General features: G+C 61.0%; 23 protein-coding genes, 1 tRNA gene and 1 pseudogene. 22 read left to right on the top strand and 3 right to left on the bottom strand.

Going from position 1 to position 21,690, the window contains the following annotated elements; genetic code table 11:
* Window positions 1-105: 105 nt before the first annotated feature.
* From BN940_RS09070 to BN940_RS09010, 18 genes are all read left to right on the top strand, one after another.
* Window positions 106-182, top strand: a tRNA-Ile gene (locus BN940_RS09070).
* A gap of 74 nt (window positions 183-256) precedes the next feature.
* Complete coding sequence (locus tag BN940_RS09065; protein WP_043682328.1) at window positions 257-1,351, top strand: integrase; 1,095 nt, start codon at window positions 257-259, stop codon at window positions 1,349-1,351.
* A gap of 238 nt (window positions 1,352-1,589) precedes the next feature.
* Window positions 1,590-1,829, top strand: coding sequence for a hypothetical protein (locus BN940_RS09060; protein ID WP_043682325.1), 240 nt, complete (start codon window positions 1,590-1,592; stop codon window positions 1,827-1,829).
* On the top strand, window positions 1,826-2,653 hold the full coding sequence (locus tag BN940_RS09055) for a helix-turn-helix domain-containing protein (protein ID WP_043682322.1): 828 nt from the start codon (window positions 1,826-1,828) through the stop codon (window positions 2,651-2,653). Before BN940_RS09060 ends, BN940_RS09055 begins: the two co-directional genes overlap by 4 nt.
* Window positions 2,654-2,914: 261 nt before the next feature.
* Window positions 2,915-3,070, top strand: coding sequence for a hypothetical protein (locus tag BN940_RS19405; RefSeq protein WP_162899400.1), 156 nt, complete (start codon window positions 2,915-2,917; stop codon window positions 3,068-3,070).
* 217 nt (window positions 3,071-3,287) lie between these two features.
* Window positions 3,288-4,025, top strand: coding sequence for a P-type DNA transfer protein VirB5 (gene virB5 / locus BN940_RS09050; protein WP_043682319.1), 738 nt, complete (start codon window positions 3,288-3,290; stop codon window positions 4,023-4,025).
* Between the two features lie 11 nt (window positions 4,026-4,036).
* Complete coding sequence (locus BN940_RS17915) at window positions 4,037-4,516, top strand: hypothetical protein (protein WP_052355741.1); 480 nt, start codon at window positions 4,037-4,039, stop codon at window positions 4,514-4,516.
* Window positions 4,513-4,779: an EexN family lipoprotein gene (locus BN940_RS09040; protein WP_034026550.1), complete on the top strand. Its 267-nt coding sequence runs from the start codon at window positions 4,513-4,515 to the stop codon at window positions 4,777-4,779. Before BN940_RS17915 ends, BN940_RS09040 begins: the two co-directional genes overlap by 4 nt.
* Before the next feature lie 2 nt (window positions 4,780-4,781).
* Entirely contained in the window at window positions 4,782-5,858 is a 1,077-nt protein-coding gene (locus BN940_RS09035) for a TrbL/VirB6 family protein (RefSeq protein ID WP_043682312.1), read from the top strand.
* On the top strand, window positions 5,855-6,013 hold the full coding sequence (locus BN940_RS19400) for a hypothetical protein (protein WP_148304932.1): 159 nt from the start codon (window positions 5,855-5,857) through the stop codon (window positions 6,011-6,013). The genes BN940_RS09035 and BN940_RS19400 overlap by 4 nt, the downstream gene beginning before the upstream one ends.
* An 819-nt stretch (window positions 6,014-6,832) precedes the next feature.
* A complete protein-coding gene (locus BN940_RS18505) occupies window positions 6,833-7,024 on the top strand; it encodes a ribbon-helix-helix domain-containing protein (protein WP_075247289.1) in 192 nt (63 codons plus the stop codon).
* A 3-nt stretch (window positions 7,025-7,027) separates the two neighbouring features.
* Window positions 7,028-7,438: a very short patch repair endonuclease gene (locus tag BN940_RS18500; RefSeq protein ID WP_173424581.1), complete on the top strand. Its 411-nt coding sequence runs from the start codon at window positions 7,028-7,030 to the stop codon at window positions 7,436-7,438.
* Window positions 7,431-8,633, top strand: coding sequence for a DNA cytosine methyltransferase (locus BN940_RS18495; protein WP_043682309.1), 1,203 nt, complete (start codon window positions 7,431-7,433; stop codon window positions 8,631-8,633). The genes BN940_RS18500 and BN940_RS18495 overlap by 8 nt, the downstream gene beginning before the upstream one ends.
* 14 nt (window positions 8,634-8,647) lie before the next feature.
* Window positions 8,648-10,993 carry an ATP-binding protein gene (locus tag BN940_RS09025; protein WP_043686580.1) on the top strand — a complete coding sequence of 782 codons (2,346 nt, stop codon included), beginning with the start codon at window positions 8,648-8,650 and terminating at the stop codon, window positions 10,991-10,993.
* Window position 10,994: 1 nt separating this feature from the next.
* Window positions 10,995-12,671: a DEAD/DEAH box helicase family protein gene (locus BN940_RS09020; protein ID WP_043682306.1), complete on the top strand. Its 1,677-nt coding sequence runs from the start codon at window positions 10,995-10,997 to the stop codon at window positions 12,669-12,671.
* Window positions 12,668-13,204 (top strand): hypothetical protein, encoded by a 537-nt coding sequence (locus tag BN940_RS18955; RefSeq protein ID WP_148304931.1) that lies wholly within the window; start codon window positions 12,668-12,670, stop codon window positions 13,202-13,204. The genes BN940_RS09020 and BN940_RS18955 overlap by 4 nt, the downstream gene beginning before the upstream one ends.
* Window positions 13,205-13,419: 215 nt before the next feature.
* The gene (locus BN940_RS09015) at window positions 13,420-13,674 is read left to right on the top strand and encodes a type II toxin-antitoxin system Phd/YefM family antitoxin (RefSeq protein WP_043682303.1); all 255 of its coding nucleotides are present in this window, start codon (window positions 13,420-13,422) and stop codon (window positions 13,672-13,674) included.
* On the top strand, window positions 13,671-14,099 hold the full coding sequence (locus BN940_RS09010) for a type II toxin-antitoxin system VapC family toxin (RefSeq protein WP_198408263.1): 429 nt from the start codon (window positions 13,671-13,673) through the stop codon (window positions 14,097-14,099). Before BN940_RS09015 ends, BN940_RS09010 begins: the two co-directional genes overlap by 4 nt.
* A 542-nt stretch (window positions 14,100-14,641) precedes the next feature.
* On the opposite strand, the pseudogene BN940_RS19735 reads toward BN940_RS09010, so the two are convergent.
* Together BN940_RS19735 and BN940_RS09005 are read right to left on the bottom strand one after the other, a co-directional pair.
* Window positions 14,642-14,755 (bottom strand): annotated as a pseudogene (locus BN940_RS19735) (VapC toxin family PIN domain ribonuclease); the annotation flags it as partial.
* Window positions 14,756-14,791: 36 nt separating this feature from the next.
* Entirely contained in the window at window positions 14,792-15,328 is a 537-nt protein-coding gene (locus BN940_RS09005; protein ID WP_242404159.1) for a TetR/AcrR family transcriptional regulator, read from the bottom strand.
* A gap of 209 nt (window positions 15,329-15,537) precedes the next feature.
* Between BN940_RS09005 and BN940_RS09000 the strand changes: the two genes are divergently transcribed.
* The 3 genes from BN940_RS09000 to BN940_RS08990 all read left to right on the top strand — a co-directional run bounded on the left by BN940_RS09000 (window position 15,538) and on the right by BN940_RS08990 (window position 18,646).
* Window positions 15,538-16,239 carry a CPBP family glutamic-type intramembrane protease gene (locus BN940_RS09000; protein WP_198408262.1) on the top strand — a complete coding sequence of 234 codons (702 nt, stop codon included), beginning with the start codon at window positions 15,538-15,540 and terminating at the stop codon, window positions 16,237-16,239.
* A 47-nt stretch (window positions 16,240-16,286) separates the two neighbouring features.
* Window positions 16,287-16,727, top strand: coding sequence for a GyrI-like domain-containing protein (locus BN940_RS08995; RefSeq protein WP_043682295.1), 441 nt, complete (start codon window positions 16,287-16,289; stop codon window positions 16,725-16,727).
* Window positions 16,728-16,840: 113 nt separating this feature from the next.
* Window positions 16,841-18,646 carry a sensor domain-containing diguanylate cyclase gene (locus BN940_RS08990; protein ID WP_043682285.1) on the top strand — a complete coding sequence of 602 codons (1,806 nt, stop codon included), beginning with the start codon at window positions 16,841-16,843 and terminating at the stop codon, window positions 18,644-18,646.
* Window positions 18,647-18,768: 122 nt separating this feature from the next.
* On the opposite strand, the gene BN940_RS08985 is transcribed toward BN940_RS08990, so the two are convergent.
* Window positions 18,769-20,313, bottom strand: a complete 1,545-nt coding sequence (locus BN940_RS08985; protein WP_158386259.1) for a helix-turn-helix domain-containing protein — start codon at window positions 20,311-20,313, stop codon at window positions 18,769-18,771.
* 149 nt (window positions 20,314-20,462) lie between these two features.
* On the opposite strand from BN940_RS08985, the gene BN940_RS08980 reads away from it, so the two are divergent.
* Window positions 20,463-21,683, top strand: a complete 1,221-nt coding sequence (locus BN940_RS08980; RefSeq protein WP_043682279.1) for an ABC transporter substrate-binding protein — start codon at window positions 20,463-20,465, stop codon at window positions 21,681-21,683.
* Window positions 21,684-21,690: the final 7 nt, after the last annotated feature.

The raw sequence follows: 21,690 nt of genomic DNA, 5'->3' as shown, positions 1-21,690 counted from the left end.
ATGCCTGGTTAGAGCAGCGGACTCATAATCCACTGATCGAGGCCAGATCGGCGAGGCAGAATTGAGCGGGGCGGCCACCCTTCCGCCCCATCAAAAAAGCAAAAAGGGCCTATAGCTCAATTGGTTAGAGCAGCGGACTCATAATCCGTTGGTTGCAGGTTCAAGTCCTGCTGGGCCCACCATCTTTGCTTGCGCTGGCGCGTCGGTACAGTTTCGGTACAGTGGCGGTACACGAGCCCTGTTCTGGAGCAACCGAATGGCGACCATCGTCAAGACACCCTCAGGCACGTGGAAAGCGCTCATCCGCAAGACGGGATGGCCGGCCACAGCCAAGACCTTCCGCACCAAACGCGACGCCGAGGATTGGGCGCGGCGCACCGAAGACGAAATGGTGCGCGGCGTCTATATCCAACGTGCGCCGTCCGAGCGCATGACCATCGAGGACGCGCTCAAGCGCTATCTTTCCGAGGTCTCCCCAACCAAGCGTCCGGCATCGGCCGACAGCGACGCGAGACACGCGAAGCCGTTGATGCAGAACCTGGGCAAGTATTCGCTGGCCGCGCTGACACCGGAGCTGATCGCCAAGTACCGCGACGACCGGCTCGCTGGCCTGGATCGCAAGGACGCCAAGGGCAAGCCCGCCCCCAAGCCCCGTTCGCCCAACACGGTACGTCTCGATCTCGCATTGCTCGGCCACCTGTTCAACGTGGCGATCAAGGAATGGGGTATCGGCCTGACCTACAACCCCGTGCAAAGCATTCGCCGTCCAGCGCCCAGCCCTGGACGGGATCGACGGCTCACGCGAGAGGAAGAAACCCGCCTGATGGCGGCTGTCGATGCTCACTCGAACCCGATGCTCGGCTGGATCGTGCGCATCGCGCTCGAAACAGGAATGCGTTCTTCGGAGATTACGGGCCTGCGCCGGAACCAAGTCGATCTTGACCGGCGCGTGGTGCGCCTCCAGGAAACGAAGAACACGATGTCGCGTACCGTTCCCCTGACGGTCGAGGCAACCCGGCTGTTTCGTGAGGCGCTGAACAACCCGGTGCGCCCCATTGATACCGACCTGATCTTTTTCGGTGAGCCTGGACGTGACAACAAGCGTCGGGCTTACCAGTTCAATCCGATCTGGACGCGCATCAAGAAGGATGCCGGCGTGCCGGACTTCCGCTTTCACGATCTGCGGCACGAAGCCGTCAGCCGCTTTGTGGAAGCAGGCTTGTCCGACCAGGAAGTCGCGGCCATCAGCGGCCACAAATCGATGCAGATGCTCAAGCGTTACACCCATCTGCGCGCCGAGGATTTGGTGAGCAAGCTCGATCAAGTGGTGAAAAAGACAGGAAATCCATGAATTATTTAAATGGATTTCATTATTTCCATAGCCGACACAATTATTTGATTTGAAAGGACATTTTTCCATCTGCGAAATGATCTTCGCCAAAACGCCCTATTTTGGTAATCGCGGATGGCGCATTTTGGTATGGCGAGATAGCTAATTTTTGCTTTAAAAATCAATGACTTAAATTTGACCAATAGCCATATCAGTCAAAAAATACGTCCATCTACTCATTATTTCGGTGGATGTATTGATGACAACGGAAGAATATCTTCTTCAACGGTATGGCCCACTTATGAGTCTTGGCGACGTGGCGGGGTTGCTCGGTCGCTCGCCAGACGGTATCCGGGTTGCGCTGTACTCGGATACTGATGTCGCCCGCAAGCTCAAGCCCACGATGCTGCGGATTGGCCGGCGCGTGTATTTCCGCACCCTCCAAGTGAAGGACGCGCTCGCACTCGATGGTAGTGCGCAAGGAGTGCTGGCGCGATGAGCATCAAGGCGATGAACTGGGCGTGGGAGCAGCGGCTGCCACCCAATTCAAAGCTGATCCTGATGGCCCTGGCTGATGCGGCCGATGAGGTCGGCCAGTGCTGGCCGCGTGTGCGCCTCATTGCCGAAAAGTGCTGCACGTCCGAGCGCACAGTACAGCGCGTCTTGAAGGAGCTGGAGGCGGCTGGGTTCCTGCACATCGAGCGTAACTATCGGAAGGACGGAAGCCAGTCTTCCAATGTCTATAGTCTCAGTCTCGCCTCTCCCCCCGACAAATTGTCACCCCCCTCCGACAGATTGGCACCGGGGGGCGACACGGGCGTCATGCCCCCGGTGACACGGGTGACACCCCCCGGTGACAGGGCTACGTCACCCCATGAACCACCAACTAGAACCATCAATAAATCGTCACTACAACTACCGGCGAAAGTTATCCACACGCCGCCCCCTTCGCCCGTACCGGGCGAGGTGGAGAAAGGCGCCTGCGGCGCATTGGTGTGGCCTTCGCGCCTGAATGAGCGGGAACGCAGTGCCATCGCCTCCATGGTGAGTGGTCTCGATGCCAACGATGCGCAGATGCTCCTGGACGAACTCGCTGGGGTAATGGCAACGCAGAGCATCAAGACCAGCCCGGAGCGCTGGTTTCGCGCGGTTCTGGATCGCTTTCATCGAGGACGTTTCGCCCCGTCGGCCGGTCTTGCCGCGAAGGAAAAAAGATTGCGCATTCAGAGCACACCAGTTCAGACAGCCTCGCCCGAGGTCACCCGTCACTACTTGGAGCGCATCCAGACCATGCTGGGCAGAAAGGGGGCCACCGTCGAATGACTTCTCGGCCGCAGAGCCGCCGCCCGACTGCGACCTTGCGCTATGGAGAGCTGGATGCTTACTGCGACAGCTTGGAGCGAACGGGGCTCGTGCGTGTGATCCTGAAAGCGAATCGGCGGCACGGATACGCCTTGAGCGTGGAGAACGCTGGAGACTTCCGGCGCGTTGTTGATGGCCACGGACGTCAACTCTGGTTCAGAACCGTGGATCAAGCCTTGGAGGAGCTTGCGAATATTCCGTATTTGAGCGAAGAATTCAGTATTGATCGAACCGATTGGTAAATCGGCCGGGTTGTCCCCGGTCACCGTATCCCCCAAGGGGGACGCTTGTTTGCCCCAAGAGCGCTTCGGCGTACCGGGCTGCCGGCCTGAAAAGAAGGGCCTGATGATCGGGGAAGGCATCAAGATGCCGATCTGACCCGCCGAAAGTGGCGTGACCGTGGGAACCGGAAAAGACGGCCCTGACGACGCGGAAAGACCGTTGTGATTAGCCCGAAGCCCGTGCAACGCGGGCAGGGTGCCGCCCCAAGTAATGCGGGGCTGACCGCCGGGAACAGTAGCTCGAAAGAGCCGGCGGACAGGTCGGAAAGACGGCCAGCGTCCCCTCCTTCTCACCAAAAAGGAGTGGCAATCACATGAGCACAATCAAAGTCCTGGCCGTCCTCGGCGTAGCCGGTTGGATGATCTTCGGCAACCACGAGGCCAAGGCCCAAATCCCGGTCACCGACGGCGCTTCCATCGCGCAGCAGATCGCCGCCCAGGTCGAAACCATCGCCAAATGGAAGATGCAGTACGACCAGATGACCAGCCAGATCAACCAGATGAAGCAGCAGTACGAGTCCCTGACTGGCTCGCGCGGCCTCGGCAGCATCCTGAACAACCCGGCGCTGCGCGAGTATCTGCCGGCCGACTGGCAGGGCGTCTATGACGCCGTGAAAACGGGCGGCTATGCCGGCCTGAGCGGCCGGGCGCAGTCGATCTATGAAGACACCAAGGCATTCGATGCTTGCGCCCATTTCAAGATCGCGGACCAGCGCACCGCGTGCGAGGCCCAGGCCGTGAAGGGTGCCCAGGACAAGGCATTCGCCCTGGACGCCTACGACAAGGCCAAGTCACGGCTGAACCAAATCGACCAGCTCATGGCGAAGATCAACGACACACCCGACCCCAAGGCGATTGCCGAGCTGCAAGGCCGTATCGCGGCCGAGCAGGCCATGATTCAGAACGAGCAGACCAAGCTCCAGATGTACGCGATGGTGGCGGCGGCCGAGGATCGCTTGCAGGAACAGCGCGCGCACGAAATGAACATGCGGGATGCTGCGAAGCGCGACGGCCTCAAAGTTCAGCCCATGAACTTTTCGCTGCGTCCGTAAGGGGGACTGTCATGATTTACGTCCTCTCCGGCCTGCTCGCGGGCCTGTACGCGGCAATGGTTATCGGCTTCTGGCGCGACGTGCGCCGCTTCGGCAAGTGGAAGGAAACCATCGGCCGCGAAGTGCATATGTTCGCTATGGATGGCGTGTCCATCTATGCGGCCTTGATGGTGGCCTACTTCGCCGCGAACGACTGGTACGGCTTCACCTTGCCGCTGTTCAGCCAAGGCCAGCTCATGAGCTGGCAAGCAACGCTCCTGGCGGTCGCCTGCGCGGTTACCAGTCTGTCCATCGGCTACTTCAATGGTCGGGAAAGGTTCCTGACACCGACCTATGCAGGTCGCCGGGAAGCAACGCTGCGCTTTCTCGCCTCTCGCCAAATCATCGAAGCGGCCGAAGTAGCTCATGCGCTGAAAGTCATGCAGCAACATGAAGCCCGGCAAGCTGCCGGCCGCACCATCGAAGCCGAAGCGCGGGAGGTCGGAAAATGAGAAAGCTCGCCCTCTCCCTGATCGTCGCGGCTGTCCTGGTCGGCTGCACGGAACCGGCCGAACCCGTCCAGTCGGTCGATTGGTACAAGGAACACGCAACCGAGCGGGCCGACCGTTTGGCGAGGTGCCGGGCCAATCCTGGCGAGCTGTCCGAAACGCCGAACTGCATCAACGCGGAACGCGCTGAAAGCCTTGCCGATGCAGGCAAGCGGCGCGGCCTCAACGTCCAGCCCATGACGGGCGTCAAGATGGGAGGCAAGTAGCCATGCCCGCAACAACAAACGTCTTCCAGGGTATCGGCGGCACCCTGGACAATGCCACGACGACCTTTGTCACGAATGTGGCCGGCGACACCATTGCAACGGTCTATCCCTGGGCGCTCGGCGCGCTGACGCTTTACATCACCCTGTACGCCTACATGATGATGACCGGGCAGGTTCAGGAGCCTTTCAAAACGGGGCTTTTGAAGATGGTCAAGGTCATGATCGTGGGGACGATGGCACTGAATGCCGATATGTACCTGAATGGTGTTGTCGAAGCCCTTCGGGGCATCGAAGAAGGGCTAACGTCCGCCTTCTCCGGCTCGGCGGGTGGCTCGATCTACGCCTCTCTGGACAGCAGCTTGAGCAAGGGGCTTGAGCTGATCATGCAGTGCCGAGAAAAAGCACAGGCGGCCAGTTGGCGGGAGATGGGGACGATCTTCATGTGGTACGTCATCATGGGGATTCTTGCCATCGGCTTTGCCCTGGTCGTGGTGTTCAGCGGCATCGCCATCCTGATGTCCACCATCTACCTGAAAATCCTCTTTGCCATCGGGCCGGTATTCATCATGTGCCTGATGTTCCCGGTTACCGCGAAGTTCTTCGATTCCTGGGTGGGCTTCGTGCTGAACCACGTCCTGATTGTTGCTCTGACGGCGGCCGTGCTGACGCTCGGCGTCACGATCTACGACAACGAAATATCGAAGGTCGTCATCGACTCCGATCAAAACATGCTCATGGTGGCCCTGGAGCTGCTTGTGGTGGCAGCAATCCTCTATGGCATCGTGAAGGGCGTCATGCCGATGGCTGCGGCTCTGGCTGGCGGTATCTCGATGGCCGTCATGACGGCGCGCGGCCTGACCGATAGCCTGGACAAAGGCCGGCGCGGCGTCCAGCAAACGGCAAAGGCCGGCTTGGCCCTTGGCAAAGGCGCTTACGGCTTGGGCAAGGGTGCCTACGGTCTTGGGAAAGCGGGTGTGAATAAGCTCCGAGGCAATAGCGTTTCCAATGCCGGCGGCGGTGGATGGCAGCCCGCATACAACGCGGCAACCCTGGGCAACCTGCAACGGAAAAGCCAATGAGCGATAGACCGCACGACGAAGCAATGGCCGAGGCGTACCGCAAGCGGCCGAGCGAGGCGTTCGCCTTGTTCCGGGCGCTGCTGCTCGATGGCGGCCAGCCTGGCGAATGGCGCATCTTCTGGCGTCACATCCGGCTTGCGCTGCGTCGGCGGTAAGTCCCTCGATTCGCACCACGGCCCCGCCTCGGCGGGGCTTCCTTTTTGGTGACGGTGGATCTTCCTCGATCGCGCGAGCCTGTCACCATGCGTCGGGCATTGGTGACGCCGGCAGCTCGGCCAGGTCATCGCCGTGTCACCATCCCTGCATTGGTAGTAATAGTCGTAGTAATACGATTACTACGACTACAAGACTCTGGCAGGGACCAGGATCAGCGCTGGAGGTCTGAGTCCTGATCTCGAAATTTCGTCATGACGAAATTCTTGGCGCTCATGCCGACTGATCCGAGTTGGTGTTCCTCACTCCGAAGGCTGCGGCGGCGAAGCCACCTTTTTCCACCACGCCCGCAGGGCGAAGGGGGCGGCGTGCTGATTGCAAGTGGATGGCTCGTACTGCAAACAGCGGCACCACGCCCGAAGGCAACGGCCAGTTGAAAGTAACCCTCGCCCAGCAAGGACTGGCCGCCCGATGCGCGGCGAACCATATCTCCGTCTGTCAGGCTGTCTTGGTCATGACCAAGAATTTCTTCGTCATGACGAAGAAACGAGGGGGAGTGTGGGCTAGTGCAGGATAGGCTTTCGCCGGGAATGTGTGCTACACAACGTCCGATTACGTTCCGGTACTACGTGCCGGAAGTCGCTACCTCGCGGCAAATTTCGTCATGACGAAAAGGAGTGGGGACATTGGCTAGGCACTTGTTGGACTCCCGTCTAGTGGGGTTCGATGGCTTGGGGGAGTGATGCGAAGGTCTCTTGGGCTCCTGGCAGAATGCGCACCAATGTGGTGTAATTTGGTGTAACCATTGGGGTGCCAGAATCATGAACCGGCAAGCTGTCAACGAGAGGGAAACGCAGGTCAAGACTCGGCTGTCGGTGAGCCTACCGCCCGAGCTTCACCAAGAGCTGGAGCGTATCGCGCGCGACAAGAAGGTATCCCTGGCCTGGGTCATGCGAGAAGCTGCGGAGAAGTACGTAGCAAGTCAATGGCCCCTGCTCACGCAATCCAAGTGAGCCATGGTGGATAGCGTTAGCCCTGCTCGTCGCTCAGAGATCATGGGACGGGTGCGTTCACGGGACACTGTGCCGGAAATGCTCGTGCGCAGACTGACGCATGCCCTTGGCTATCGCTATCGGCTACATGGCAAAGATCTTCCTGGAAAACCGGATCTCGTATTTCGCTCTCGAAGGAAAGTGATCTTTGTCCACGGATGTTTTTGGCATCGTCATCCAGGCTGCGCTTTGGCCCGTCTGCCAAAGTCAAGGGAGGACTTTTGGTTGCCGAAGTTGGAGGCTAATCGCCAACGGGATTTGAAAACCGAAAACGCACTTCAGGTAAAGGGATGGACCGTTTTGACCATATGGGAATGTGAGCTTGGCGATATCGACAAGTTAAAAAACAAGATCAAGGAATTCCTCGATGCGTAGCGTTGAACTTTTCGCGGGGGCGGGCGGACTCGCTATTGGTATGGCGAATGCCGGCTTTCATCACGCCGCGGTGGTTGAATGGGATCATGACGCATGCGAAACCTTCCGGGAAAATCAGCGCCACCACGCCCATGCGGTCGAAGGTTGGCCGGTTCATGAGGTCGATGCGCGCACGTTCAATTTTTCATCTCTAGCGCCAGATATCGCTGTCGTTTCCGGAGGCCCCCCATGTCAGCCATTCTCCATGGGAGGAAAGCATCAAGCGCAGCGCGACGAGAGGAATATGTTTCCGGAAGCTGTTCGAGCCGTCCGCGAACTCATGCCCAAAGCCTTCATATTCGAGAACGTCAAGGGATTGATGCGAGAGAGCTTCACCTCCTATTTTTCGTATATCCATCTTCAATTGCAGTATCCCGAGCTTTCTCGTTGTAAAGGAGAAAATTGGGTACAGCATCGATCCCGACTGGAACGGCATCACTCGTCGAACAAGAACGCTCCAACATATAACGTCCTGTTTGACGTTCTGAACGCCGCAGACTTCGGAGTGCCTCAAAAACGAGAGCGCGTTTTCTTTGTCGGGTTCCGCTCTGATCTGGGGGCCGAATGGTCATTCCCGCAAAAGACGCATTCGGAAGATGCTTTGCTTGTCTCCAAGTGGATTGAGGGAACTTACTGGGATGAGCATGGGCTGGATAAGAGGCGTATGAACCAAATCCCAACGCGCTATGCCCGGAGAGTGCAACGTCTGCGTGATAACCCATCCCTGTTGGGAATATCTCGTTGGCGCACAACCCGTGATGCATTGCGCGATCTCCCGGACCCCGAAACCCATCCGAACAATGGCATAGCGAATCACGTATTCACACCGGGAGCACGTACCTATGTGGGTCATACCGGGAGCGCTCTTGATGATCCCGCCAAGACATTGAAGGCTGGATACCACGGTGTTCCCGGGGGGGAGAACATGTTCATCAAGGACGATGGAAGCGTTCGCTACTTCACTGTGCGTGAAGCGGCCCGGTTGCAGACATTCCCTGATGAGTACGAGTTCCATGGCTCCTGGAGCCAGACCATGCGCCAGTTGGGCAATGCTGTCCCGGTGCAACTAGCCGAGGTTGTGGCTAGTTCAGTGGCGAATAGCTTGATGCGGTGTGAAGCCAATGAGAGACGCGCCACCTGCGCAACGGTTGGTTGAAGATGAGGAGCGATATGACTGCCACGGAGTTCGATTTAACCCCTGATCCCCGAGTTCTACAAATCCTTGGGGAGATCAATCTTGATCAATGGAAGTGTCTCGCCGAACTAATCGATAACAGTGTCGATGCCTTCATCAACGCGCGTCGAGATGGGGTCCAGGTCGAGTCTCCATCCGTTGTCATCAGTCTGCCCACCCAGGACAAGGAAGATGCCAGCGTGACCATTCGAGACAATGGTCCAGGGATGACTTTGGATCAGTTGGAGCGTGCCGTCCGAGCAGGATGGAGTGGCAACAACCCATTGGACAATCTTGGGTTGTTCGGTATGGGTTTCAATATCGCAACCGCTCGCTTGGGTATGGTTACCGAGGTGTACACCACGCGAGCGGGTGACAAGGAGTGGACCGGTCTTCGTATCGACCTCAACGAGCTGCGTCGGACTCGGACTTATCAAACCCCACGACTGATCCGGCCGAAGTCGGATTCCGCCGCTCATGGGACCGAGATCAAAATTCTTCGGCTCAAGACCGATCAACGAATTTATTTCTCGAAGAGCGCGAATCACAACAAGATCAGACGCCAGCTTGCGCGCGTATATGCGCCGCTATTGCTTTCAAAGGATGCGGCATTCTCCCTGCAAATCAATAGTCAGAATATCCAGGCTAAACGTCCCTGCCACTGGAATCCGGACCGTTCGGTGCTTGGCGGTGACGGGAAACCTGTACATGCGGTGGAAACATTTGACGTTGAGCTGCCGTCGCGGCACTACTGTCTCACGTGCATGTTGTCTTTCTCCGGCACGCAGGGGTGTCCGACCGCGAGCCCCGAGTGCAAAACGGTTGAACTTAAGCGTCGATTGCATGGTTGGGTGGGGTTGCAACGATACATGCATGAGGAAGATTTCGGCATCGACATCATCCGAAATGGACGTGTTATCGAGGTGCAAAACAAGGATCTATTCGTCTGGAGCGGAGGCGAACGACCGGAGCGCGAATACCCCATCGACGACCAGCGCAACCGCGGCCGGTTCATTGGCGAGATTCACTTGGATCACTGCCGGGTAAGCTATACCAAGGATCGTTTCGAGCGTGATGACACATCATGGTCGGAGATGGTGACCTTGGTCAGAGGTGAAGGCCCCTTGCAACCGCAGAAGGCGAAAGCCTTGGGGTTCGAGCCTCAGTCCGCCCCCCTGTATCGATTGTTCCAGGCGTTTCGTAGAAGCAGCCCACAAGGCAAGACTGGACGTTGGTCGCGCATTCTGGCGGTTAAGAACAACGAACGCGCCATCGAAATGGCGGACTTGTTCCACAAGGGAGATCCCGAGTACCAAACCGACGAGAAATGGTACGAACTGGTCGAGGAAGAGGATCGTGGCATCGTTGGCGCGACGCCAACAGCTTCCGGTCCGGGATCGGCCTCACCGGAGGTACCGGCTGGGTTTCTCGACGATGATGGGGAAACGCCTTTGGAAAGCGAAGGGGCGTCTCCGGCATCCGAGGCTGGGTCTCCAGCTCAGAACGTGTCTGCCCCACCCCCGCGGCAGAAATTGCACGAACTGTCCCGAGTTTATAAGCATCCTCTCCTCAAGGTGGAGTTTACGGTCGAGGCGTTCATGGTCGCCTCGAATGATCCCGACCTACCTCCCAAGGCACCCTGGACCTTAAAGATAGAGGACCCCGGCACCAGGACATTCCTCTTTCTCTTCGATCCCGACCATCCTGTTTTCCGCTCGGTCACAATGACCCCCACGGATGCGGTGCTATCGGAGTTGGCTTTTAAGACCTACGAGTTCCTAAAGGAGGCCAGCCCGAATTCTGCGGTGTTCTCCACCATTCTTTCCGACCTGAGGGGTGAGTACGCCGAGGATGCGAAACTCGACCCAAAGAGCATCATCTCCTTCGCGGATAGGTCGCTTCGCGACATCGCCCAATCGATCAGCGCATCCGGTAGCGTCGATTCATTCGGAGTATTGTTCTCTGAGTTGCCACAAATGGCGCAGGAGAAGATCAGGCGGAAAATCGCTTCGTCCGGAATGACCAGCGCCCAGGCTGTGATCGATGGCGGCGAATTTCTCTCTTACGCCGAGGCTGCGGATATCAAGCAATTCGTTCGCCGCCATCCGGAGCTCTTCTTCGATGGAAAATTCTGGGCTCAGCCTCACTCCTCTTTGGACTATGGCGACGTCAAGGTGAACGAGGAAGCTCGTGAGAGAGTGCTGGAGCGCTATGACGCCTATCTCGCGGATGCCGTTTGGCTTGCTTCGCAAAGCCCGCGGGATCTTGACCGCTGTGATCGCGACGAATTGATTCGAGCGACGCTTTCCGTGCGGCTACTGGGGCAGGACGGAAACATCTGATATGGAGGGCTATTTCCTCGACTCCCGCCGTCTGCTGAATGGTTCATGGCGAGCCTTCGAGCGCGATGTGGCAAGACTCTTGGTTCAGAACGCTTTCGAGGATGTCCGCATCGTCGGCGGTTCCGGGGATCGTGGGGCTGATGTACTCGGAGTCAAGAATGGCAGTCTCTGGGTCGTTCAATGCAAATTCACCAGCGACAGCTATCCCGACCCCCATGCCGTTGACGAAGTTGTGGAGGCGTCAAAGTTTTACGAAGCTGATCGACTCGCTATCGCCACATCGCGAGCTTTCGGTCCCGCCTTGAACGCGGCGATCGATCGGTGGGCACGATTGGGGATTCGGATCGAATCCCTTCCTCCGGCGACATTACTGGAGATGATGCGCCGCAGCCCCGAGTATCCCAGGGCACGACGAGATCTACGTGACTACCAGGATGATTGCGTTCAACGGTTGAGTGCGGCTCTGCGAGAAACCGGCCGAGGGCAACTGGTACTCGCCACGGGCTTGGGAAAAACGGTCGTGATGGCTGAAACCACCGCCCAGCTATTGCGGGACGAGGTCATTGACTCAGGACGAGTGCTGGTTCTGGCTGATAAACGCGAACTAGTCGAACAACTGCAAAGAGAGTTCTGGCAGCAATTACCCAAGAGCATCCCCACTCATCTACTGATTGGTGGGGAGCAACCTACTTTCTGGGACGGCATCACGTTCGCTACGGTTCAGAGCGTTTTGCCGCGGCTCGGCAATCTGCCCGAGTTTGGATTGGTTTGGATTGACGAAGCGCATCACATCGGATCAGAGAGTTTTCGTCGTGTCATCGATGAACTGGGAGCGCCAATGGTTGGTGGAGCCACCGCCACACCGTGGCGAGGCGACCATTTCGACATCGACACCATCCTTGGGCAGCCTGTAGCCAAGATCGGTATCGACGAGGGATTGCGTAGAGGGTTCCTATGCGAAGCGGACTATCGCCTGCTTGCCGACAACATAGATTGGGAGTTTGTCAGGAAGCAATCAAGGAATGAGTATTCGATTAAAGAACTTAATACTCGCCTTCTCATCCCAACTCGTGACGAAGAGGCGGCGAGGGTTATCGCGGATACTTTCAAGAAGGAATCCCGTCGCAGTCTGATCGTGTTTTGCGCGAGTGTCGAGCATGCGAAAACTTTCTCGGCCATGCTCAAGCTCTATGGTTTCCGGTCGGCCCACATCACCGGAGAGATGGATCCTCGTGATCGGGAGAAAACAATGGCCGGGTTGCGTAGAGGAACAATCAACGCGGTGACGACGGTGGACATCTTCAATGAAGGAGTCGATGTTCCCGATGTGGATATGCTCGCTTTCATGCGAGTGACCCATAGCCGTCGCATATTCGTACAACAACTCGGCCGCGGGCTACGCTTGGCGCCGAATAAGGACAAAGTGGTTGTATTGGACTTTGTCAGTGACCTGCGTCGAATCTCCGAGGTTATCGATCTCCAAAAGTCCATATCGGGTGATGTCGAGCGCCTCGATCTCGTCGAGCGCATTGTCCAATTCTCAGATCATGGGGCCGGCCATTTCATGTTCGAGTGGTTGCTTGATCAAGCCGATCTGTTCAATCGGGAGGGGGATGCGAAATTGGAGTTGCCTGAGTTCAACTTCCCCTTGCCACCTTCTCCGGGAGCGGTTCAATGAGTATGGCCGTAGCCAAGGATGTTCGGGACAATATCCGGAAAAAAATATGGGACAAGGCTGATGAATTGGGCTGGCCGGGGCTATCCGACATTGATCGCGCGACTTGGTATGAAAACTGGTCTAAGGACAAGGACATCGGAGGAGTCCTGGCGCATTTCATGGATGCCCGAAAGGTGCGGGTGTATATCAAGGACTCCCTGCTCAAACCATATATGCGTACTCGCTTGGAGAATGATGCGGAAAATATTTTATTGGCGGCAGGACTCGACCACGACAGGGCGCCGGTTAAGAACACTTACGAAAAGCCTCACGGGCGTTTATTGACGGATGGGAAGGTTGTTTGCTGGGGGCATAGTCGAGACTGGAAGTCAATAGTGATCTCGGTTTTCGAAAGAGCGCACAGATTGGAGTCGGGAAGTCCATATGCCGCAGTTCTCGTTGAAACGGGTAGAACCACAAATACAGGTGCGCGGGAGATGATATCAGAAGTCGGGCTCCGGCTTGGGCTTGACCGGGTGGTTTGGGTTGAGTAATGCATGGAGAGTAGTTACAGGCATATACGTTGGTGATGGGAGCGGCGCTCATCGGATTGCCCCTCGGTTTTCCGTTCACCACGTGAGACGGCATAAATAGTGGCGGGGAGATCCGTCAGACTGGCAACTCCCGCCCCCCATCGCCTTGATCAGCGCTTGCCTCTCGATCAGAATTGTAGTAACGTAACTACAAATGCTGATACTGGAGGTGCTCTATGACCATCACGACCCTATCTAGTCGAGAGTTGAACCAGGACGTGACACGAGCGAAGAAGGCCACCAAGAGCGGCCCGGTGTTCATCACGGATCGCGGTAAACCTGCTCACGTGCTGTTGAGCTTCGATGACTATCAACGGTTGACGAAGCAGCGGCGCAACATTGCCGACGCGCTGGCGATGCCGGGTGTTGCGGACATCGAGTTTGAGCCACCGCGCGTGACCATTGGAGCCCGGCCGGCTGATCTCTCATGATGTACGTGCTCGATACCAACGTGCTGTCCGAGCTGCGCAAGGTACGGCTTGGCAAGGCTGATGGGAATGTGACGGCATGGACGGAAAGCGTCGATGCCGCCGACCTCTTCGTATCGGCCATCACCATCATGGAGTTGGAGCTTGGCGTTCTGTCGATTGAACGCAAGGACGCTACCCAGGGGGCCATGCTGCGCTCATGGCTGGAGCGGCACGTATTACCCGAGTTCTCCGGGCGCACACTGCCGATCGATACCGCTGTGGCGCAGCGCTGCGCTCGGCTGCATGTACCGGACAAGCGCGGCGAGCGTGACGCGCTCATCGCGGCTACGGCGCTGGTGCACGGCATGACCGTGGTAACGCGTAACGTGGCCGATTTCAAGCCGACGGGAGTGACCATCGTCAATCCGTGGGAGCCGTCGCCATGACTGCCCATGGGTTCAAGATCGCCTCGGATGGCGGTACTCCAGCGGTACAGGGCTTAGTTTTGCCCACCTTCGTCAAGCTGCGCTAAACTACTGTCGCAGCTTACTTTTTTGTTCTGTAGCTTACGCTTCCCTATGCTTGATTTTCCTAGGCATAGCACGTTGGCGACAAACTCATAATCCGTTGGTGCCGAGTTCGACTCTCGGGGGGCCCACCAGAAATTTTAGGGAAATCAATCATTTATGTGATCGGTTTCCCTTTTTGTTTTCTACCGAGATCGGTCGTGTCCACGAAGTGTCAATCGATTTCGGACGTGTCCTGTATCCTCTTTCAACGATGCTCCGCCTCGTGATTTCCTCATGGCCTTCATCGCTGAATCTTGCTCCGAGCTTCGTAAAGAACGTTGCTGACTGCACTCGGATAAGTATTGATGCCGTTCGCGCGCAAAAACTGCGTACACTGAACATAGGTGTACCCCTGTTCGCGGAGCTGTATGAGCTGTAGGTCGGGTTATCAACCGACGGAAGGAACTTACTCTACACGTCTACGCCTCCCACGGATTGATGATAGTCACTCCCGCAGGCTTGAAATCGGCCACATTGCGAGTGACTGCCGTCATGCCGTGCACAAGGGCCGTTGCCGCGACAAGTGCGTCACGATGGCGGACACAAAAAGCTCGGCGGCATCGACGCTTTCAGTCCATGCTGCAACTCGCGTCGGATGGCGGGGCGTCCAGGAGAGCCCGTATCTGTTGCAGCGCCTTCTGCCATAAGGCGTCATCCATTTCCACCAGTCCGAAGTAGCGCAGCATGAAGGCGCCTTCCGTAGCGAGAAAAGCCAGCAGCGCCTGTTGGCGGCCGGGCTCGTCCAGTTGCCAATTCCGCACGCGTTCACGGTACCAGGTGAGGGTGCCGACCAGGTCTTGCGGCGATTGCAGCAAGGCCGCCAACAAGCCGGCGGCCTTGGCGCTGGATACCTCGTCCGAGCCGAAAGTGGCTTCGACGTGCGCTCGCACCTGTCCGGCCGGGTCATCATCCAGGCTGGCTACTTCGCGAAAACGGCGTTCGTACGCCTGCCCGAAACGAGCAAACAGCGCGTCGATCAACGCCGCTTTGGTGCCGAAGCACGACTGTACCCCGCCCTTGCTGATGCCGGCCGCTTGAGCGACGGCGTCCATCGTCAAAGCACTGATGCCTTGCTGGCAGACAATGGCCTCCGCCAAGTCCAGCACGGCCTCGCGGTCTATGGATCTGGGTCTTGCCATCCGGTGAGTTTCTTATAAAAATACGATCGTATGATAATTGCGTCCGCACGGTCTGCATAGCCGGGCAGTGGACGCTGTTGCCTCGTGCACGGGAGATTTCCTTGTCTTGCCCTGTTTCTTGCCCTGTCCCCTTGAGCCGTCGGGTCCTGCCGCTCCTGGCTCTCGGGAGCCTGGGCGTGGCCACGCTATCGATGCTGCCGGTGCCGTCAGCGTTGTTGGCGGCCGCGCCGGAATTGCAGGCTTTGCCCGCGCCGGCGCAACGCGCGCTCTTGGCACTGAACCCCTTGCTGCTCGTGATCGTCGCCAGCCTGGTCGGGGCCGTGTGCGCGCCCCGCGCAGGGCTGCGCAGCGTGCTGGGCGGAACGGCGGCCAGGACCGGGGATCACCGGTTGTGGCTGGAGAGCGCGGCGCTGGGGCTGCTCGTGGGCGCGGCCGTGTGGGCGCTGGATGCGCTTTGGCTGCCATGGCTGGGTGATGGCGGGCGCGCGCTCGCGCAGGCGCAGCAGTCGGCATCGCCCGGGCAGCGACTGGCCCTCGGGATGCTCTATGGAGGCATGACCGAGGAAATACTGGCCCGCTGGGGGCTGATGAGCCTGCTGTTGTGGGGCCTGTCGCGCTGTTTGGGACCTGGGCGGGTGCGCTGGGCGGCCTGGGGTTCCATCGTGCTGTCCGCGCTGGCCTTCGGTTGCGCGCATCTTCCGGCGCTGGCGCTTCAGGTTGACATGGACGCCATGCTGGTGGCGCGCACATTGCTGCTCAATGGTCTGGGAGGCGTGCTCTACGGCTGGCTGTTCTGGCGCCATCACCTGGAAGCCGCGATGGCTTCCCATGCCCTATCCCACGTGGCCCTGGTCGCATGCCAGCTCGGGTTCGGCTGAACCGATGCCGGCCGGGACCTGGCACTCATTTCAACCAGAAGGGAATCATGGACATTCATACGACCGAAGCCATTGCAGTGCTGCGGCGCAAAGGCCGGATGACCATTGCGCAGATTGGCGAGCAGGCCGCGCTGGCCTACGGAGCCCTGTACGCCGAGGCGATGACGCGCCAGCTCGTGGTCAACGGGCCGCCGCTTTTTGTTGCGCAGTCCATGCCTCGGGACGCACACACCGAATTCGAGCTGGATTTTTGCTTGCCCGTGGCCAGCGACGAACCGCCGGCGCTTCCGGCATTGCGCTGCGTTCGCCTGATGTACGAAGGGCCGCTGGCCAAGCTGTTCACGGACGGCTATCAAGCCTTGCTGCAGGCCATGGCGGCGGCCGGGCTGCGCGCCAGCGGCGAAAGCCGTGAGATTTATCATGCCTGGCGCGGTCCGGAGTCCGCGGACAACCGCATCGAGATACAAATCGGGATCGCGCATGCGTGAATAGCGCATCTCATTCAAAATAAGCAGGCATGGACGCCGCATAAGCCGTGGATGCCGGGCCCGGCTCCCGGGGATCTCACAAAAATGCCGGCGGCGCATGAACGAGGGCCAGCATGATTCGACATTTCACGCATGTGTTTTCCGATCTCGCCGCATTGCGCGCCGAGGTGGCGAATGGCGACATGGCCCGCGCCGCGCGAGGCGCCCGTTCGATTCTGGTTCAGGTGTACTGCGCCAGCGGATCGCCGGAGCATATCTGCGGCATCACCGGCCTGCTGGCGAAACTTCTACCCACGGCAACGGTGGTCGGCGCGACCACGGTGGGCGAGATCGCCGCGGGACGCCTGCTGACCAACCAGACCATCATCGGCTTCAGCTTCTTCGAGTCCTCGCGGCTGCATGCCATCGCCCTGCCCTGCACGCGGGGCGGCGAATCCGGAACAGGCGCCGCACTTGGGAGAAGGATCCGCGTCAGCGCGAGCGACATCGCCGGCGTCCTGCTGCTGGCCACACCGCTGAGCATCGATCTGGACCCGCTGTTCGCCGCTCTGGAGCCGGAAGTGGGCGACTTTCCGCTGTTCGGCGGAGGTGCCGGCGACTACACCAGGATGCTGAACACCTGCGTGTTCGCGGACGGCGAGATCATGGACGCCGGCATCGTGGCAGTGGTTTTCGCAAGCACGCAGCTCGCCCTGCAATGCGAGGCGTACCTGGGCTGGATACCGGTCAGCCATCCGATGACGGTCACGCGGACCGACGGCCCGTTCGTCAAGGAAATCGACGGCCGGCCGGCTTTCGATATCTACCGGCGCTATCTCGGCGCGCGCAGGGATGACAGCTTCTACATGGCCGCGCTGGAGTTTCCGCTGCTCGTCGAGCGCGACGGCCAATGGGTGGCGCGGGTGCCGGTGGCCGCCTGCGAGGACGACTCGCTGCAGTTCCTCGGCGACATCGCCACGGGGGAAGTCGTGCACATCGGCTACGGCGATGCCGGCACGATCATCGAGCACGCGGGGGAGGTGCAGGCGGCCAGCGCGGCATTCGCGCCGAACGTCGTGTTCATGTACAGCTGCGGCTGCCGCCGGTTCCTGCTGCAGGAAGACGTGGAGCGCGAATCGCTGCCCTTCGAGGCCCTTGCGCCGACCTTCGGCTTCTTCACCTACGGGGAATTCTTTGCCGACGGGCCGCCTCCAGGCATGCAGGCGTCCCCCGGCGGCGCCAGGCGCCTGCATCTGCTCAATTCCGCCCTGGTGGCGGTGGGCCTGCGCGAAGGCGAACCCGCCCCGGCCGCGGAGTCCGCGGCGCAGAGGCCCGGCCGCACCGCTCCGGCGCCGGACGATCCCTACGACAGTCAGCACACGCGCGTCATCTCGAAGCTGCTGCATTTCATCAAGGCCGTCACCTCGGAACTCGAAGCCACCAATCGCGAGCTCGAAAGGCGCTCCGTGACGGACACTCTGACCCAGCTTGCCAATCGCATCCGCCTCGACGAATCGCTGGAGGCGCAACTGGCTGCGGCCATCCGCAGCGGCACGCCGTTCAGCGTCGTCCTGCTCGACATCGACCACTTCAAGCACGTCAACGATACCTGCGGGCACCTGGCGGGCGACCGCGTGCTGGTCGCCATCGCCCAGGTGCTGAAAACCCACATCCGCGGCACGGACGGAGTGGGTCGCTGGGGCGGCGAGGAATTCCTGGTCGTGTGCCCCGATACCGGCATCGCGCAGGCCGCCCAATTGGCGGAGCGGCTGCGCCAGGCGATAGCGCGCCAGGCCATTCCCGAAGTGGGGCACTGCACGGCAAGCCTGGGCGTCGCGGCATACCGCCCGGGCGACGATGCCCCGAGCCTGATCGCCCGCGCCGACCGGGCGCTCTACGAGGCCAAGGATGCCGGCCGCAACCGGGTTGGACGGGCATGACCTCTCCCGAGGGCACCGGGGCGTGACCTTGCCTCGGAAGCACGACCTTTCCCCCGCGGCATGACCTCCCCCTGCGGCGTCCCCGGCTCTCGCGGAGGCCCGGACGCGCACCGGCTGCCCGCCTACACCCGCGCGCCCGGGCCGGCGAACCGCTGCGGATCGCGCAGCCGCCAGAGGCGCAGGGCCACGTGGACTTCGAGCGCGCGGCCCGCGTCGCGCCAGCCTTGCAGCAGCGCATCGACCGCCTCCAGACGCTGGCGCAGCGTATTGATGTGCAGCGACAGGCTCCTGGCCGCCTCGGCCGCGTTGTAGCCGCAATCCAGATAGGCCAGCAGCGTGCCGGCCAGCGCCGCGCGGCGATCCGCGTGCGCGGCGGGACCGGCGTACAGCCCGCCCAGCGTGGCCGTGAAGAATCCTTCGATGGCGGCCGCATCGGCGCGGTTGAAGAGCGGCAGGTACAGCGCGAGCCGGCTCTCGTCGAAAATCTCGTCCCGCCGGCCCAACGCCTCCAGCAGGTCGAGGCAGCGCCCGGTCCGCTCGAACGCCGCGGCCAGGCCGTCGGGACGGTCCACGGCATGGCCCGCCACGCCCGAGAACGAGCCTCGATGGCGGCGCAGGCAGGCCTGGACCGCCGCGCGCACCGCGTCCATCCGCGCCGCGTTGGCCAGCACGACCAGGCCGTCGCCGGCATCGTCGAACAAGGCGCTCGACGTGCCCAGGCGCTCGATCAATTGCCTGCGCAGGTAGGGGCCGCCATCGCGCCCGGTGCGGATCCGCAGCAGCCGCATGGGACCGTGGATGTCCACGCCGTATTTCTCCGCCTGCTGCGCATGGCGTTCGAGCCGGCCCCACGGCCCGTGGACGAGGCCGTGCAGCACGGCCGGCGCATCCGCCATCAGGGACAGCGTGCGCTGCGCCTGGTGCAGCAGCACGACGCCCGTCACCATGGCGCCGCGCTCGAAGACGCGGGCGGCCACCTCGCCCAGGGGCTCGGTGCCATGGAGCACCAGCCCGCCCAGCGGGCCGTCGCCGCCGACGATGGCGCATACGGTGCGGGTTTTCCGATAGGCGACGGAACGGCCGGTGCGCCGGCTTTCCGCCAGGGCGGCATAGGCCGCGTCCTCGATCCAGCGCCCTTCCTCCGTCGGCTCCTCGATGCCTCGCCCGCCGTCGGCGGCGACGATCTCCCGGCCGGCCTCGTCGCAGACGGCCACCCGCCCGCCCAGCCGCTGCGCCAGCATCGCGCACACGTCCGGCAGGTCGCCGCCGCGCGCGACCAGGGCGGTGAGCTGCTCGTGCGCCTCGGCCGCCGCGCGGGTGTCGGCCGTCTGGCGCGACAGCAGCGCGTTGGTCGCGCCCGCCTGCGCCAGCGCGTCGCGCGCCTGCTCGAACAGGCGCGCATTGCCGATCGCCACGGAAGCCTGCGCACCCAGCGTCGAGAGGATGGACGTCTCCCACGCCGTGTACGCGCGCACGTAGCGGTCGCCCACGAAGAGCACGCCGGAGACCTCGTCGGTCGTCAACAGGGGCACGCCCAGGATCGAGGCGAGGAGATCGCCTGGGTGGCCGCGCGGATGGTCGAGGCGGGCGACGTGCGCGCCGATCTCGCCCGCGAGCTTCTGAACGAGCGGCGCGGCGGCGCCCGCACCCATTAGCGGCAGGCCCACGGCGGCCCGCCTGCACCGGCGCACCCGCAACGGCCCATCCGCGACGACGCGCTTTCGACGACGCACCCGCAACGACGCACCCGCAACACGAACCCGGCCGGCGAGCCGGGAACCCCATACGAGGGAACCCCTACAACCAGGAGACGACCATGAAGACCCGCATTCCTCGCCACACGCTGCTCGCCACCGCCCTGCTCGGCCTGATCGCCGCCGGCGCGGCGCGGGCGGCGCCCGATCCGGACGTGATCCGCATCGGCTTCATCACCGACATGTCCGGCCCCTACGCCGACACCGACGGCCCCGGAGGGCTGGAGGCCATCCGCATGGCCGTGCGGGACGCGGGCGGCACGGTGCTCGGCAAGAAGATCGAGATCCTGTCGGCCGACCACCAGAACAAGCCCGAGATCGCCTCCGCGCGCGCCCGGGAATGGATCGACCAGCAGGGCCTGTCCATGCTGATCGGCGGCGTGAACTCGGCCGCCGGGCTGGCGATGAACGGGATCATCAACGAAAAGCACGTCCCCTACATCAACATCGGCGCGGCCACCGCCCGCCTGACCAACGAGGACTGCACGCCCTACACGGTCCATTACGAATACGACACGGTCGCCCTGGCCAAGGGCACCGGCTCCGCGGTGGTCAAGCAGGGCGGCAAGTCCTGGTATTTCCTGGTCGCCGACTATGCCTTCGGCCATTCCCTCGAAGCCGATACCAGCGCCGTCGTCAAGGCCAACGGCGGCACCGTGGTCGGATCGGTGCGGCACCCGCCCACCTCGCCCGACATGTCCTCCTACATCCTGCAGGCGGCGTCCTCCGGCGCCCAGGTGCTGGGCCTGGCCAACGCCGGCGCGGACACCATCAACTCCATCAAAGCCGCCAACGATTTCGGCCTGGCGGACAAGATGAAGCTGGTCGGCCTGCTGATGACGATCAACGACATCCACGGCCTGGGCCTGCCCATCGCCCAGAAGCTGCTGATGACCGACAGCTGGTACTGGGACAAGGACGACGCGTCGCGCACCTTCGCCCGGCGGTTCGACGAAACCATGCACAAGATGCCGAGCACGCACCAGGCGGCGGCCTACTCGGCCACGGCCACCTACCTGAAGGCGGTCGAGGCCGCCGGCACGACCGACGCGGACAAGGTCATGGCGCAGCTGAAAAGCATGCCGCTCGACGACATGTACAGCAAGGGCTACATCCGCGCGGACGGCCGCTACGTGCACGACATGTACCTGATGCAGGTGAAGACTCCCGAGGAATCCAAGGGCCCGTGGGACTACATGAAGACCGTCGCCACGATCCCCGGCGAGGAAGCCTTCACCCGCCCGAAGGACTCGACCTGCCGCCTGATGAAGAAGGCGGGTTGAGCCGGAC

Source organism: Castellaniella defragrans 65Phen, assembly GCF_000612685.1.
Taxonomy (GTDB): Bacteria; Pseudomonadota; Gammaproteobacteria; order Burkholderiales; family Burkholderiaceae_B; genus Castellaniella; species Castellaniella defragrans.
This window is presented reverse-complemented; position numbering and strand designations above follow the sequence as displayed.

Excerpts from the sequence above, each read along its gene's own strand:
- BN940_RS18955 (WP_148304931.1), top strand. The coding sequence starts at position 12,668 with ATGAGTATGGCCGTAGCCAAGGATGTTCGGGACAATATCCGGAAAAAA.
- BN940_RS09040 (WP_034026550.1), top strand. The coding sequence starts at position 4,513 with ATGAGAAAGCTCGCCCTCTCCCTGATCGTCGCGGCTGTCCTGGTCGGC.
- virB5 (WP_043682319.1), top strand. The coding sequence starts at position 3,288 with ATGAGCACAATCAAAGTCCTGGCCGTCCTCGGCGTAGCCGGTTGGATG.
- BN940_RS09060 (WP_043682325.1), top strand. The coding sequence starts at position 1,590 with ATGACAACGGAAGAATATCTTCTTCAACGGTATGGCCCACTTATGAGT.
- BN940_RS09035 (WP_043682312.1), top strand. The coding sequence starts at position 4,782 with ATGCCCGCAACAACAAACGTCTTCCAGGGTATCGGCGGCACCCTGGAC.
- BN940_RS17915 (WP_052355741.1), top strand. The coding sequence starts at position 4,037 with ATGATTTACGTCCTCTCCGGCCTGCTCGCGGGCCTGTACGCGGCAATG.
- BN940_RS08990 (WP_043682285.1), top strand. The coding sequence starts at position 16,841 with ATGATTCGACATTTCACGCATGTGTTTTCCGATCTCGCCGCATTGCGC.
- BN940_RS08995 (WP_043682295.1), top strand. The coding sequence starts at position 16,287 with ATGGACATTCATACGACCGAAGCCATTGCAGTGCTGCGGCGCAAAGGC.
- BN940_RS18495 (WP_043682309.1), top strand. The coding sequence starts at position 7,431 with ATGCGTAGCGTTGAACTTTTCGCGGGGGCGGGCGGACTCGCTATTGGT.
- BN940_RS09055 (WP_043682322.1), top strand. The coding sequence starts at position 1,826 with ATGAGCATCAAGGCGATGAACTGGGCGTGGGAGCAGCGGCTGCCACCC.
- BN940_RS09065 (WP_043682328.1), top strand. The coding sequence starts at position 257 with ATGGCGACCATCGTCAAGACACCCTCAGGCACGTGGAAAGCGCTCATC.
- BN940_RS09025 (WP_043686580.1), top strand. The coding sequence starts at position 8,648 with ATGACTGCCACGGAGTTCGATTTAACCCCTGATCCCCGAGTTCTACAA.
- BN940_RS09020 (WP_043682306.1), top strand. The coding sequence starts at position 10,995 with ATGGAGGGCTATTTCCTCGACTCCCGCCGTCTGCTGAATGGTTCATGG.
- BN940_RS18500 (WP_173424581.1), top strand. The coding sequence starts at position 7,028 with ATGGTGGATAGCGTTAGCCCTGCTCGTCGCTCAGAGATCATGGGACGG.
- BN940_RS09010 (WP_198408263.1), top strand. The coding sequence starts at position 13,671 with ATGATGTACGTGCTCGATACCAACGTGCTGTCCGAGCTGCGCAAGGTA.
- BN940_RS18505 (WP_075247289.1), top strand. The coding sequence starts at position 6,833 with ATGAACCGGCAAGCTGTCAACGAGAGGGAAACGCAGGTCAAGACTCGG.
- BN940_RS08980 (WP_043682279.1), top strand. The coding sequence starts at position 20,463 with ATGAAGACCCGCATTCCTCGCCACACGCTGCTCGCCACCGCCCTGCTC.
- BN940_RS19400 (WP_148304932.1), top strand. The coding sequence starts at position 5,855 with ATGAGCGATAGACCGCACGACGAAGCAATGGCCGAGGCGTACCGCAAG.
- BN940_RS09015 (WP_043682303.1), top strand. The coding sequence starts at position 13,420 with ATGACCATCACGACCCTATCTAGTCGAGAGTTGAACCAGGACGTGACA.